Source organism: Hymenobacter sp., assembly GCF_036388155.1.
In the GTDB taxonomy this organism is placed as follows: domain Bacteria; phylum Bacteroidota; class Bacteroidia; order Cytophagales; family Hymenobacteraceae; genus Hymenobacter.
In genome coordinates this window covers 1-13,203 of the sequence record NZ_DASVSI010000124.1, presented here as the reverse complement: position 1 = coordinate 13,203, position 13,203 = coordinate 1, and the positions used below count along the sequence as shown (strand labels likewise).

13 protein-coding genes are annotated in these 13,203 nt (G+C 59.3%); 10 read left to right on the top strand and 3 right to left on the bottom strand.

Translation table 11 applies throughout. The features are described 5' to 3' along the window. Positions 1-22: 22 nt before the first annotated feature. Positions 23-484, top strand: a complete 462-nt coding sequence (locus VF629_RS17165; protein ID WP_331059720.1) for an energy transducer TonB — start codon at positions 23-25, stop codon at positions 482-484. A gap of 104 nt (positions 485-588) precedes the next feature. Continuing rightward, positions 589-1,206, top strand: coding sequence for a DUF5606 domain-containing protein (locus VF629_RS17160; RefSeq protein WP_331059719.1), 618 nt, complete (start codon positions 589-591; stop codon positions 1,204-1,206). A 71-nt stretch (positions 1,207-1,277) separates the two neighbouring features. On the opposite strand, the gene fbp is transcribed toward VF629_RS17160, so the two are convergent. After that, a complete protein-coding gene (gene fbp, locus VF629_RS17155) occupies positions 1,278-2,321 on the bottom strand; it encodes a class 1 fructose-bisphosphatase (RefSeq protein WP_331059718.1) in 1,044 nt (347 codons plus the stop codon). Positions 2,322-2,519: 198 nt separating this feature from the next. Between fbp and VF629_RS17150 the strand changes: the two genes are divergently transcribed. The 5 genes from VF629_RS17150 to rsgA all read left to right on the top strand — a co-directional run bounded on the left by VF629_RS17150 (position 2,520) and on the right by rsgA (position 7,676). Beyond that, on the top strand, positions 2,520-3,779 hold the full coding sequence (locus VF629_RS17150) for an aspartate kinase (protein ID WP_331059717.1): 1,260 nt from the start codon (positions 2,520-2,522) through the stop codon (positions 3,777-3,779). Positions 3,780-3,921: 142 nt separating this feature from the next. Continuing rightward, entirely contained in the window at positions 3,922-4,695 is a 774-nt protein-coding gene (locus tag VF629_RS17145) for an enoyl-CoA hydratase-related protein (RefSeq protein WP_331059716.1), read from the top strand. A gap of 136 nt (positions 4,696-4,831) precedes the next feature. Further along, positions 4,832-5,416 carry a peroxiredoxin gene (locus VF629_RS17140; protein ID WP_331059715.1) on the top strand — a complete coding sequence of 195 codons (585 nt, stop codon included), beginning with the start codon at positions 4,832-4,834 and terminating at the stop codon, positions 5,414-5,416. 47 nt (positions 5,417-5,463) lie between these two features. Next, complete coding sequence (locus VF629_RS17135; RefSeq protein ID WP_331059714.1) at positions 5,464-6,714, top strand: 3-deoxy-D-manno-octulosonic acid transferase; 1,251 nt, start codon at positions 5,464-5,466, stop codon at positions 6,712-6,714. Next, positions 6,711-7,676, top strand: coding sequence for a ribosome small subunit-dependent GTPase A (rsgA, locus tag VF629_RS17130; RefSeq protein WP_331059713.1), 966 nt, complete (start codon positions 6,711-6,713; stop codon positions 7,674-7,676). The genes VF629_RS17135 and rsgA overlap by 4 nt, the downstream gene beginning before the upstream one ends. Positions 7,677-7,896: 220 nt before the next feature. On the opposite strand, the gene VF629_RS17125 is transcribed toward rsgA, so the two are convergent. After that, complete coding sequence (locus VF629_RS17125; protein WP_331059712.1) at positions 7,897-8,535, bottom strand: fasciclin domain-containing protein; 639 nt, start codon at positions 8,533-8,535, stop codon at positions 7,897-7,899. Between the two features lie 175 nt (positions 8,536-8,710). Between VF629_RS17125 and VF629_RS17120 the strand changes: the two genes are divergently transcribed. Further along, positions 8,711-9,169, top strand: coding sequence for a peptidylprolyl isomerase (locus VF629_RS17120; RefSeq protein WP_331059711.1), 459 nt, complete (start codon positions 8,711-8,713; stop codon positions 9,167-9,169). A 98-nt stretch (positions 9,170-9,267) separates the two neighbouring features. Here the strand turns inward: VF629_RS17120 and VF629_RS17115 are convergent, their stop codons facing one another. Next, a complete protein-coding gene (locus VF629_RS17115; RefSeq protein WP_331059710.1) occupies positions 9,268-9,846 on the bottom strand; it encodes a DUF3109 family protein in 579 nt (192 codons plus the stop codon). Between the two features lie 102 nt (positions 9,847-9,948). Between VF629_RS17115 and VF629_RS17110 the strand changes: the two genes are divergently transcribed. Both VF629_RS17110 and VF629_RS17105 read left to right on the top strand, forming a co-directional pair. After that, positions 9,949-12,195, top strand: coding sequence for an ATP-dependent helicase (locus VF629_RS17110; RefSeq protein ID WP_331059709.1), 2,247 nt, complete (start codon positions 9,949-9,951; stop codon positions 12,193-12,195). Between the two features lie 208 nt (positions 12,196-12,403). Next, entirely contained in the window at positions 12,404-13,129 is a 726-nt protein-coding gene (locus VF629_RS17105; protein ID WP_331059708.1) for a DUF4290 domain-containing protein, read from the top strand. Positions 13,130-13,203 lie beyond the last annotated feature (74 nt).

Genomic DNA, 13,203 nt, shown 5'->3' with positions numbered 1-13,203 from the left:
TCCCCGCCCCATTTTCCTACGCATGACCAAATTACTTTCCTCGCAGCTGGCCCTGGGCTTGCTGCTGGCTGCCGCGGCCCCCGCCGCGGCCCAAACCGCCCCCAACACCGCTCCCGCTGCCCCCACCCAGGCCACCAAAGGCACGGGCATCGGTTCGGCCGGCAAGGTCATTCCGGTGGCTGAATATTACGAAGGTGGCCAAGAGGCCATGTACGCCTTCATCGCCAGCGAGTTGAAGTACCCGCTGCTGGCCAAGCGCAACCGCATTCAGGGCCAGTGCATTGTGAGCTTCACGCTAAACCCCGATGGCACCATGTCCGGGGTGAAGCTGGTGAAGCAGGTGGGCGGCGGCACCGGCGAAGAAGCCCTGCGCGTGGTGCGGCTGCTGAAATTCAAGAAGCCCGAGTACCCAATTCTGACCAGCCTGCCCATCGTGTTCAAGCTGGGCGCAACGGGCTCGAACGCCACCGAAGGCGGACAATAGCGTACTTTTGAATGAAGAACGAAGAATGAGGAATGAGAAATTGGGGCAACCCAGCTTTTCATTCCTCATTCTTCGTTCTCATTCTTCATTTTTATTTTTACAAGATGCCTTACGAATTGCAAGAGTTGGCCGCTATCAGCGGCATGCCCGGCCTGTACCGCCTGGTGCGCGCCGCGCGCCACGGCGTGCTGGTGGAAAGCCTGGATGAAAAAGCCACTCGCACCTTGGCCCCCGCTCGCAACAAAGTATCGTTGCTGTCGGAAATCTCCATTTACACCCAAGACCCCGAGGAGACCGTGCCGCTGACGGAAGTGTTTGAGCGCATCTACCAAAAGCACGGCGCTGCTTCGCCGGTTACGCCGAAGTCGAGCGAAGGCGAGCTGACCGAGTTTCTGGCCGGCGTTATTCCCGACTACGACCGCGACCGGGTGTACCTCTCCGACATTAAGAAGCTGGCCAGCTGGTACGGCATCGTGAGCAAGTTCCGTCCCTACCAGGAGGCGGCTGCCCCTGCCGCCGCGGAAGCCCCTTCCGAGGAGGCCGGCAGCGAAGAAGAGGCTCCGAAGGCCAAGCGCAAGTCGGCCAAAGCCACCACTGAGCCGGCTGCCGACGAGCCGCTGAGCACCGGCGGCGTGATAGCTGCCACCGACGAAGCCCCCGAGGCCGAAGGCAACCCGGAAGCCGCGGCTTCCGCCAAGAAAAGCCGCAAGAAGGCCGAGTAACCGCCCTGCCCAGGCACAAAAAAGCCGCTCCCAAGTACGGAAGCGGCTTTTTTGTGCCTGGGCAGCAACGTTTATTTAGCGGCCGCTGCTTTGGCTTTGACTTCTTTGGTGGGAGCTTGCTCTTGGGCCAGGCTAGCCTCGGCCATTTCCACCAGCTCTTTGCTGCCGATGAACACCGGGCAACGCTCGTGGGGTGTTTTGGGCTCAATTTCCATGGTGCGCTGCTGGCCGTTGGAGCTTTTGCCGCCGGCTTGCTCCACGATGAATGCCAGCGGGTTGCATTCGTACATGAGGCGCAGCTTGCCTTCCGGGCTCTTGGCCGTGGCGGGGTAAATGTAAATGCCGCCTTTGAGTAGGTTGCGGTGGAAGTCGGCCACCAACGAGCCGATGTAGCGGGCCGAGAAGTTGCTGTCTTTGCACTGCTTTACAAAAGCAGCCACCCCGGGCGAGAAGGAGTCGGAGCTGCCCTCGTTGATGGAGTAGATGGCGCCGGTTTTGGGCGTTTGGATGTCGGGGTGCGAAAGAAAGAATTCGCCCAAGGAATGCTCGTAGGTGAAGCCGTTGACGCCGTTGCCGGTGGTGTACACCATCATGGTACTGGAGCCGTAGATGACGTAGCCGGCCGCCACTTGGTGAGTGCCGGGCTGCAGGCAGTCGGCGGCGGTTCCTTCGCGGCCCGTGGGCGACACGCGCCGGTAAATGCTGAAGATGGTGCCGATGCTCACGTTCACGTCGATGTTCGACGAGCCGTCGAGCGGGTCGATGGCCACCACGTATTTGCCCTGTTTGTTGCCCGTCTGAATCATCTCGTCGTCTTCCTCGGAAATGATGGTGCAGACCTCGCCCCCGTTGCGCAAGGCCCGGATGAAACGGATGTTGGCAATGACGTCGAGCTTCTGCTGGTCTTCGCCCTGCACGTTGCGGTTGCCGTAGGCGCCGGCAATGTCGATGAGGCCCGAACGGTTGATTTCGCGGTTTACAATCTTGGCAGCAAGGGCAATGTCGCGCAGCAACTGCGACAATTCTCCCGTGGCGTAGGGAAAATCTTCCTGCTTGCGCATGATGAAGCGGTCGAGGGTAGTGCCGACGGGCAGGGCCAATTTGTTGTGGTCCATAATAAGGCTAGCAAATAGGGATGGCGGGAACGGGCAACAAAGCTACTCGCCCGGGGGCAACATTTGGTGTAGGAAATTGCCCTTTTTTAACCTCCGCCGTGGCTTGACGACCCGTTTTCACGCGGGTTATTCGCAAGAAGCGGACGGCTTGCCCTACAGTTCTGACAAAGATTCCCGCCGCTCCTACCTTTGCCGGCCATGGAAAATTTGCAGGTATACAAGTTTGGTGGAGCGTCGGTAAAAGATGCAGCCGCTATTTTAAACCTTCAGAAGATTGTGCAGATGCACCAAGGGCCGCTTCTAATTGTGGTGTCGGCAATGGGCAAAACAACTAATGCGCTGGAGGAGATTTATGACTTGGCGTATCGGGGCGAGGAATACAGATTAAAGCTCGGCGAGCTGGAAGAATTCCACCGCACAGTGGCTGGTGCTCTATTGGAAGCGTGGGAAGTTGACATTGTCCTGAATGAATACTTGGACGAGCTTCGGCAGCATTTGCGGCAAATTCAACTCGCCCCTGCCGACTACGACCAGCAATATGACCAAGTAGTGAGTTATGGAGAACTCCTCTCGTCGCGCATCGTTGCCTGGGCTTTGGGGACAAACTGGCAGGATTCTCGGGGGCTGATTCGAACTGACCAGACGTGGCGCGAGGCCCGCGTGAATTGGGCCGACACCGAAGCTGCCCTGTGGGGTATGTTGCGCACAAAAGGTGGCCCGCCGATGGCGCAGGTGCCTGTGGTGACCCAAGGTTTTATCGGGCAAGCCTCAGATGGCCGCACCACCACCCTCGGCCGCGAGGGCTCCGACTACACGGCCGCCATCCTTGCCTATTGCCTGCGAGCTGAGAGCGTGACCATTTGGAAGGACGTGCCAGGCTTGCTCAACGCCGACCCCAAGATATTCCCCGACACGGTGCGCTACTCCGAAATCAGCTACCGCGAAACCATTGAAATGGCCTACTATGGAGCGTCCGTTATTCATCCTAAGACGCTGAAGCCGCTGGCCGACCGCGGCATTCCGCTGCGGGTTAAGTCTTTTCTGGACCCGGAAGCGCCCGGCACGCTCATTCACGACTGCCAACACCCCACGCTGGCCCCGGCCTACATCCGCAAAACCGACCAGTGCCTCCTCTCCTTTTCAAGCAAAGATTTCGCTTTTGTTTCCGAGGAAAACCTGGAGGTGATTTTTGGGGCGCTGGCTCAGGCCAAGCTTAAAATTAACGTGATGCAGAATTCGGCCATTAGTTTTTCGGTGTGCACTGATTTTTCAGAACGCCGCGTCAATCTGCTGCTGGATTTACTGCGCGAGCAGTTCACGCTGCACTACAACACCGGCCTGACCCTTTTCACCATCAAGAATTACACGCCGGCCAGCCTGGCGCAGCTCACCGTGGGCAAACACTTACTGCTGGAGCAGCGCACCCGGAATACCTTTCAATTCGTGTGCACCGCCTAACGGTCCTGCTGAGCTTGTCGCAGCATCTCTCCTGCGAGAGCAATTCACTTGTCTGGTTTAGTCGCGCAACACAGAGGATTCGGCTGCGCGGACGCCGATAAGCAGGACGTTCATTAAGACAAAACAAACTCCATCCACTCCCATGGAATTCATTCTCGTTACCCCACAATCCCGCCCTGGCGTCGCCCTGATTCAGCTCAACCGGCCCAAAGAGCTCAACGCGCTGAATCTGCAGCTGATGCAGGAAATCCGCGACGCGCTCAAGGCCCTGGACGAAGACGCCGCCGTGCGCGTGGTCATCATCACCGGCAACGAGCGGGCCTTTGCCGCTGGCGCCGACATCAAGCAGATGGCGGGCAAGACGGCCATCGACATGCTCATCACCGACCAGTTCAGCACCTGGGACCAGATTCGCAAGTTCCGCAAGCCGCTGATTGGGGCCGTGTCGGGGTTTGCGCTGGGCGGTGGCTGCGAGCTGGCCATGACCTGCGACATGCTGGTGGCCTCGGAAACGGCACAGTTCGGGCAACCCGAAATCCGTATCGGCACCATGCCGGGCGCGGGCGGCACGCAGCGCCTCACGCGCGCTGTGGGCAAGGCCAAAGCCATGGAAATGGTGCTCACCGGCGAGTTCATCTCGGCCCAGGAAGCGCACCGCGTGGGGCTGGTGAACCGCGTGGTGCCGGTGGGGCAATTCCTGGAGGAAGCGTACCGGCTGGCGGCCAGCATTGCGGCCATGTCGCCGGTGGCCGCGCGCCTGGCCAAAGAGTCGGTAAACCGAGCGTTCGAAACGCATTTGGACGAGGGCTTGCACTTTGAGCGCAAGAACTTCTACCTCACCTTCGCTTCCGAAGACCAGAAGGAAGGAATGGCGGCTTTCGTCGAAAAGCGCAAGCCCGAGTTTACGGGGAAGTAGGCGATGGGACGAGAAGGTGATGGGGTAAAAACCCTGAATTCGGTTGCTCGAAGCTTTTTTGCGTAACCAACGCCTCGCTACCCATTTCCTTCTCACTGCCTCACTTCATTCCTATCTCACCTCATCACCCAACAACATGTCAGTTCTCGTGGGCAAGCGCGCCCCTTCCTTTAAAGCCACGGCCGTCATTGACGGCACCTTCGAAGAAGAATTTTCTCTGGACCGCTACTTGGGCAAGAAATACGTGATGTTCTTCTTCTACCCTGCTGACTTTGGCCAGGTATGCCCCACTGAAATCCTGGCTTTCCAAGACCGGCTCGATGAGTTTGAGAAACGCGGGGTGGCCGTGGTGGGCTGCTCCACCGACTCGCACCAGTCGCACTTGGCCTGGCAACTGCAGCCCCGTGAGCGCGGCGGCATTTTCGGCGTGAAGTACCCGCTGGTGTCTGATGCCACTAAAACCATCTCGTCAAATTACGACGTGCTCGGAGGCTACTACGACTACAGCGACCAAGGAGAAATGACCTTCACGGGCTCGCCGGTGGCGTATCGTGGCCTCTTTCTCATCGACCGCGACGGCATCGTGCGCCACCAATTGGTGAACGACCGGCCCCTGGGCCGGCACCTGAACGAGGCCCTGCGCATCGTGGATGCGTTGCAGCATTACGAGAAGCACGGCGAGGTGTGCCCCGTCGACTGGGAGCCCGCAAGCAAGTCATAAAGCCAACCCAGAGCGCACAATGGGCCCGCATTGTGTAATTTTGGACCTTGCTTTTCCTCTACGATATTGCCCTTGGCCTCTACGGCCTGCTGCTGCGCCTGGCTGCGCCCTTTGTGCCCAAAGCGGCCGCGTGGGTGGCGGGCCGGCGTGGCCTGCTACACCACATTGCCAGCACCGTCGGGGCCGACCCGGCGCCGCGGGTGTGGTTCCATTGCGCGTCGCTGGGCGAGTTTGAGCAAGGCCGGCCGCTGCTGGAAGCTTACCGCCAAGCCCACCCCGGCACCAAGCTGGTGCTCACGTTTTTCTCGCCTTCCGGCTACGAAATCCGCCAGAACTGGCCCGGGGCCGACTACATCTTTTACCTGCCGCTGGACACTCGCCGCAACGCCCGCGCCTTTCTCGAGGCCGTGCAGCCGCAGCTGGTCGTATTTGTGAAGTACGAATTCTGGTATCATTTCCTGACCGAAGCCCGTCGGCGGGGCATTCCGGCCGTGGTGGTGTCGGCCATTTTCCGGCCCGACCAGGTGTTTTTCAAACCCTGGGGCGGTTTCTTCCGACAAATTCTGTCTCGTTTTTCGCACATATTCACGCAGAACGAATCATCCGCCGCTCTCCTGCGGAGTGCCGGGCTCACGAAGGTGAGCGTGGCCGGCGACACCCGCTTCGACACCGTGGTGGCAACGGCCGCGGCCCCACCCCGAAACCTGCCCCTGGTCGATGCCTTTGTGGCCGATGGAGCGCCGGTGCTGGTGGTGGGCAGCAGCTGGCCCGAGGACCTGCCCGTGCTCCTGCCCTTGCTCAAGCGCTACCACGGCAAGTTGCGCGTGTTGGTGGCCCCCCACGAAGTCACGGAAACGAACCTGCGTCTCGTGGAAACGGCACTCCCGGGGCAGGTACAACGCTATTCCGCGGCAGATGCCGCTTCCGTTGCGCAGGCTCGCGTACTGCTGTTTGACAACGTGGGGCTGCTGAGCCAATTGTACCGATTTGGCCATTACGCCTACATCGGGGGGGCTTTTGGGAAAGGGCTGCACAACACGCTGGAAGCCGCGGCTTTTGGACTCCCGCTGTTCTTCGGTCCTACGTACACCAAATTTCAGGAGGCGGTGGAACTGGTCGCGCTTAAGTGCGCCTTCCCCGTGCACAATGCCGCCGAAATGGACCGGGCTTTCTCCTACCTGTGGCATGACGACGCCGCCCGCCTGCGGCTCCAAGACACCGTCCTGGACTATGTGCACGGCCAGGCCGGCGCCACCCGCACCATCATGGCCGCGCTCCCCGCGCCCACCCTCGCATGACGCCAACTTCCTCTCCGCCTTTCGTTTCCGGTGAACTCTTGCAGGGCACTGTGGTCAAATCTACAGGCTCGTGGTATGTGGTGCGCGGCACTACGGGGCAGCTCTACCGGTGCCGCCTGCGGGGCAAATTCAAGATAAAGGGCTTGAAAGCGAGCAATCCGCTGGCAGTAGGCGACCACGTGGAATTTGCCGTGGAGGCGCAGGCCGAAGGGGCCGCAGTTATCTCCCACATTGTGCCCCGCCGCAACTACATCGTGCGCCGCTCGGTGCACAAAACCGGCCACGTGCACATCGTAGCGGCCAACCTCGACCAGGCGCTGCTGGTGGTCACGCTGGTTTCGCCCGCGACGTCCTTCGGCTTCATCGACCGGTTTTTGGTCACTGCCGAAGCGTACCACATACCAGTCACACTACTTTTCAATAAGACGGACTTGTACGACGAGGACGGCTTTGCCTACCAAGCCGAAATCGCGGGGATGTACGCCAGCCTGGGCTACCCCAGCCGCACCTGCGCCGCCACCACGGGCGAAGGGGTAGCCGAAATCGACCACTTGCTCGATGGCAAAGTCAGTCTGCTGGCGGGCCATTCGGGCGTGGGCAAAAGCACGCTCATTAATGCGCTGGTGCCCGACTTGGATTTGAAAACCGCCGAAATCAGCGAGTTTTCGGACAAAGGAGTACACACTACCACGTTCGCCGAAATGCTGGAAGTACGCGCCGGCACATACATTATCGATACGCCGGGTATCAAAGAGCTGGGATTGGTAGACATGCCGCCAGCCGAGTTGGCCGGCTACTTCCCGGAAATGCGCGCGTTGCTCAATCAGTGCCGCTACCATAATTGCCAGCACACCCACGAGCCCGGCTGCGCCGTGCGCGAATCCGTGGACCAGGGCCGCATTGCGCTGCCTCGCTACGACAGCTACCTGAGCATGCTGGCGGGCGAAGACAACCGGCATTAGCCCAATGGCTTAGCGCTACCTAAGGAGGCGTCATTGCGAGCGCAGCGTGGCAAGCCCTCCCCTCCGCGCGACCAACCTTGAGGCGCGACACGCCCATGAAAAAGCCCCGACTCAGAGCAGAGCCGGGGCTAGTCACATTACAAGGCCAGTCACAAGGAGAGGAAAGATTGCCACGCTGCGCTCACAATGACGCCTCCTCGGGTAGACGCAGCCGCTGGCGCTACTTGGCCAAGGGCAACACCACGCCGTCGATTACGTGCGTTACGCCATTGCTCGAAATCACATCAGCAATCTGCACGGTAGCGGGGGCGTCTTTGCCGTTGCTCACCATCACCTTGCCGTCTTTCACCGAGATTTTCAGCTTCTCGCCGTTGGCAGTCGTCAGTTCCTGGCCGTCCTTCAGGTCGGCGGCCAACAAGCGACCGGGGATGACGTGGTATTTCAGGACTCCGGCCAATTTCTCCTTGCTTTCGGGCTGCATCAGGCCGGCCACTGCTCCCTTGGGCAGCTTGTCGAAGGCAGCGTTGGTGGGCGCGAACACGGTGAAGGGGCCTGCGCTTTTCAGGGTTTCAACCAAGCCGGCCTGCTTTACGGCGGCCACCAGGGTGCTCACGCTTTTGGCGCCCGCGGCGTTGTCCACAATGTCTTTGTCGGCCGTCATGGCCACACCGTCTACCATTACGCCTTCGGGCTTTGCCATGCGGGCCGAGTCGCCGGCCATTGCCGCCACCGAGTCGGCGGGGTTAACGGTGCTGGTGGCCGTGGTTTCGGTGTCGGCGGGCTTGTCGCTGCCGCAGCTGGCGAGTACCAACGAAGTGGCGGCAAGAACGGTCAGCAAGGGGGCAAAGTGCTTTTTCATGAAGGGTGTGGTGAAAAAAATGGTTAGGTGTGAAGTAGGCCGCTGTGGCGGTTGAGCTTACGAAGCAGGAACACCCGTTGGATGTTTAGCCAAGACCATCATTTTGTTACCTTCGCCCCCGTGAATGCGCAGCTGCGCATCGCAAAATCCGTTTAATCCGACCAAATTTACACTAATGAAAACCGCCGAAATCCACACGAAGAAGGGCACGATGAAGGTTGAGTTTTACGAGCAAGACGCTCCTAAGACGGTTAAAAACTTCTTGGACCTTGCCGAGAAAGGCTATTATGATGGCTTGAAGTTTCACCGCGTCATCCCGAATTTCGTTATTCAGGGCGGCTGCCCCAACACCCGCGAGGGCGCCAAAGGCATGGCCGGCACCGGCGGCCCCGGCTACAAAATCGACTGCGAAACCAGCGGCAACCACCAGTACCACGAGCGCGGCGCTTTGAGCATGGCCCACGCCGGCAAAAACACGGGCGGCTCGCAGTTCTTCATCGTGCACTCGCGCGACAACACGGCCCATCTCGACCGCGTGCACACCGTATTTGGCAAAGTGGTAGAAGGCGTCGACGTCATCGACCAGATTCAAGCCAACGACGAAATCGAGAAGATTGTGGTGAAAGAAGCGTAGGCTTTGCTCGTCTGTCATCCTGAACGCAGTGAAGGACCTTATCACGCCCACATATTCTGGCGTGATAAGGTCCTTCACTGCGTTCAGGATGACAGACGTTATTTTTTTGCAGGGGTTGGGTTCTCTATTTCCCGCACCAATTCTCCGTACCATCCCTCGCCGTATTTGCGCACGAGGGGTTCTTTGAGGAACTGGTACACCTTCACCCCCAAGGAACCACCAAAGGCGCAGGCGGGGTTGCAGATGCCCCACCGGTCGTAGTTGAGGGCGTCGAAGCCGTCGTATTTGGTGATGCGAATGGGATACAGGTGGCAGCTGATGGGCTTTTTGAACGTGGTCGCGCCGGCCAAATATGCCTGCTCGATGCCGCATTTCAGGATGCCGCGCTCGTCGTAGAGCGCGTAAGCGCACTCCTTGTCGTCGATGGTTGTTGTGCTGAAGTCGCCTTCCCAGTCTTTGATGTATAGGCCTTGGGCTTCGATGGCGGCCCGGCCCGCATCGGTCAGAAAAGGCTTGATGTTGGCGTATTCCTGCTCCAGAATCTTCAGCTCGGGCTCCTCGAGCGGGGCCCCGAGGTCGCCTTCCACGCAGCAAGCCCCTTTGCAGGCTTCGAGGTTGCAGACGAAAAAGTTGTCGGCAATGTCGTCGGAGATGACCGTTTCTTGAATAATAATCATTGTACAAAGGTAGCCCCGGCGGCGGGGGCAGAAATTCGGCTGGCCCCCTACCCGGTGGGCCGTATCTTTGCAGAACCGTCTAAAAGACGGCTTAATTCGATAATGGCACTAGATTATTTATCCCTCCTAAATGGTTCGCAAGCCGCGGCCGTGATGCAAATCGAAGGCCCGTGCATGATTATCGCCGGGGCCGGCTCGGGCAAAACCCGAGTTCTGACGTACCGCATTGCCAACCTACTGGAAAAAGGCGTTGACCCGTACAACATTCTCGCCCTCACCTTCACCAACAAAGCGGCCAAGGAAATGCGCGCGCGGGTGGAAAAAGTGGTGGGGCCGTCGGCTCGAAGCCTGTGGATGGGCACCTTCCACTCCGTTTTTGCGAAGATTCTGCGCTCGGAAGCCGACAAGATTGGCTTTCCGCGCAGCTTCACCATCTACGACACCCAGGATTCCAAAACCCTGATTGGGCAGATTGTGAAGGAGCTGGAGCTGGACGACAAGCTCTACAAGCCCAGCTTGGTGCTGGGCCGCATTTCGGCAGCCAAAAACAAGCTGATTTCGGTGAACCAGTACCTCAACGACGCCGCCATCAAGGCCGACGACGAGGCGGCGCTGCGGCCCAAAATCGGGGTGTTGTACCAGCAATACCAGCAGCGCTGCTTCAAGGCGGGCGCCATGGATTTCGACGACCTGCTGTTCAACACCAATGTGCTCTTTAAAGAGCACGTGGACGTGCTGAACAAGTACCAGAACATGTTCCGGTACGTGATGGTGGACGAGTACCAGGACACCAACTACTCGCAGTACCTCATTACGCGCAAGCTGGCGGCGAAAGAGCGGAATATTTGCGTGGTGGGCGACGACGCGCAAAGCATTTACGCCTTCCGCGGCGCCGACATCACCAACATTCTCAACTTCGAGAAGGACTACCCCGAGCTGCAGGTCTTCAAGCTGGAGCAGAACTACCGCTCCACGAAAAACATCGTGTGGGCGGCCAATTCGGTGATTAAGAACAACCAAGCGCAGCTGCGCAAGGACGTGTTCTCGGAGAACGAAGACGGCACGCTGATTGAGGTCATCAAAGCGGCTTCCGACAACGAAGAAGGCAAGCTGGTGGCGTCCTCCATCTTCGAGGACAAGATGAACGGCCACCTGTCTTATGACAATTTTGCCATTCTCTACCGCACCAACGCGCAAAGCCGCGCCATGGAGGAAGCCCTGCGGAAGCTGAACATCAAGTACAAAATTGTTGGGGGCCTGTCGTTTTACCAGCGCAAGGAAATCAAGGACTTGGTGGCGTACCTGCGTCTCACGGTGAACCAGAACGACGAGCAGGCCTTGCGCCGGGTGATTAATTACCCCAAGCGCGGCATCGGCGACACCACCATCAGCAAGCTCATCACCACGGCCGACGAAGCCAACCACACGCTGTGGGAAGTGGTGGCCAACGCCGACCAGTTCATGCCGGCGCGGGTGTCGAACCCCGTGGTGGGCTTTGCCGAGAAAATTAAGAGCTACATGGTGGTAGCGGCCCAGGAAGACGCCTTCGAAGCGGCCAAGTTCATCGCCAAGAACTCGGGCATGCTGGAAGAACTGTATGCCGACAAGAGCATCGAAGGCTTATCGCGCTACGAGAACATGCAGGAATTGCTCAACGGCATCAAGGAGTACGTCGATGACCCCGAGCGCGAGGACAAATCCCTGGGCGCGTTTTTGCAGGACATTGCCCTCGTGACCGATTCCGACGTGAAAGATGCCCAGCAGGACGGCGAAGCCGTGACGCTGATGACCATTCACTCGGCCAAAGGCCTGGAGTTCCGCAACGTGTACATCGTAGGCATGGAGGAAAACCTCTTCCCGAGCCAGATGATGATTACTTCGCGAGCCGACCTGGAGGAAGAGCGCCGCTTGTTTTACGTGGCCATCACGCGCGCCGAGAAGAAGCTGACGCTGAGCTACGCTACCTCGCGCTACCAGTGGGGCAACTTGCGCAGCTGCGAAAAAAGCCGCTTCTTGGACGAAATTGACCCGCAATACGTTAACTTCAAGTTCGCGGCTGGGCCGGGCACGGGCGAGTCGCCGTTCCAGCACGTGTTTGAGCGGCGTTCCAATCTGATTCCGACCGCACCGCGTAAGGTGCAAGCCACGAAATACGTGGCTCCGGCCGATTTCACGCCCTCCGACACCTCCAAGCTGCAAACCGGCCAGCGCGTCGAGCACGCCAAGTTCGGCTTCGGCGTGGTGAGCCAGCTCGAAACGCAGCAGGGCACCACCAAGGCCACCATCCAGTTTGAGGAAGTGGGCGAGAAAGTGCTGCTGCTGAGTTTCGCCAAGCTGCGAGTGCACTAGGTGTTCAGATTGAATATTACCGTCATGTCGAGCGCAGCCGAGGCGTCTCGCGTGCCGCCACTAATCAGATGATTGCTGCCCCGAGCGAGATGTCTCGGCTGCGCTCGACATGACGGGTGCAAATGCCGCGTTTAAACAAAGGGCGACCGACCACATTGCCGACTTATCTTTGGCCCGAGCCTGCTCGCGGGCTTTCCTATTGACTATTATGACCGACCTGACCTCCCTGCCCTTCCACCTGCAACTGCTGGTGCGCGAATACGGGCAAAGCACATACCAGCTCATCCAGGGCCTGGCCCAAATTGAAGACGTAGCCGAACGAACCAAGCGAGCTGGGCAAATTGTGCAACTCATGTTGCGCTTGCAACCGGCGTTGCGCGAGTTGCCGGAAGTGCAAACCCGCCTGTGGAACCACCTGCACGCAATGGCGGGAGAAGAAGTAACCCTGGAAGCCCCGGTGCCGCTGCGCAGCCTCACCGTGCGCACCGAAAAGCCCACCCGCGTGCCCTACCCCCGCCAAGGCCCCAAGCTGCGCGCGTACGGCGCCGCCGTGGAAGCGCTGATTGCGAAGGCCATTGCCATTGAAGACGAGGCCGAGCGCGAGCAAGCCACCGTGCAAATTGGCCGCACTATGAAGTTCTTGTACCGCCAGCACAACAAGGAAAACGCCAAAGACGTGACCATTCTGCGTCATCTAGGCGAGCTCTCCGGTGGTCAGCTCAAGCTGGACCCCGCCGCGGTGGACAGCGAGAACCTGTTTGAAATGCCGGGCGGCACCGCGCGGACAGCGCCGTTCATTGTGCCCCAGCCCCAACAGCGGGAGCGCCGCGACAACCGCGAAGGCCGGGAAGGTCGGGGCAATGGCTTTGGCGGCAAAAGCGGCAAAAAGCGCAAGAAAGGCGGGCGCCAAGAGCCTCAGCAGCCGCCTCAGTAATTTTTTTTTAGTAGAACGTCGTGTCGAGCGCAGCCGAGACATTTCGCGTGTGGCAGTAATCACGCGTGTGGCAG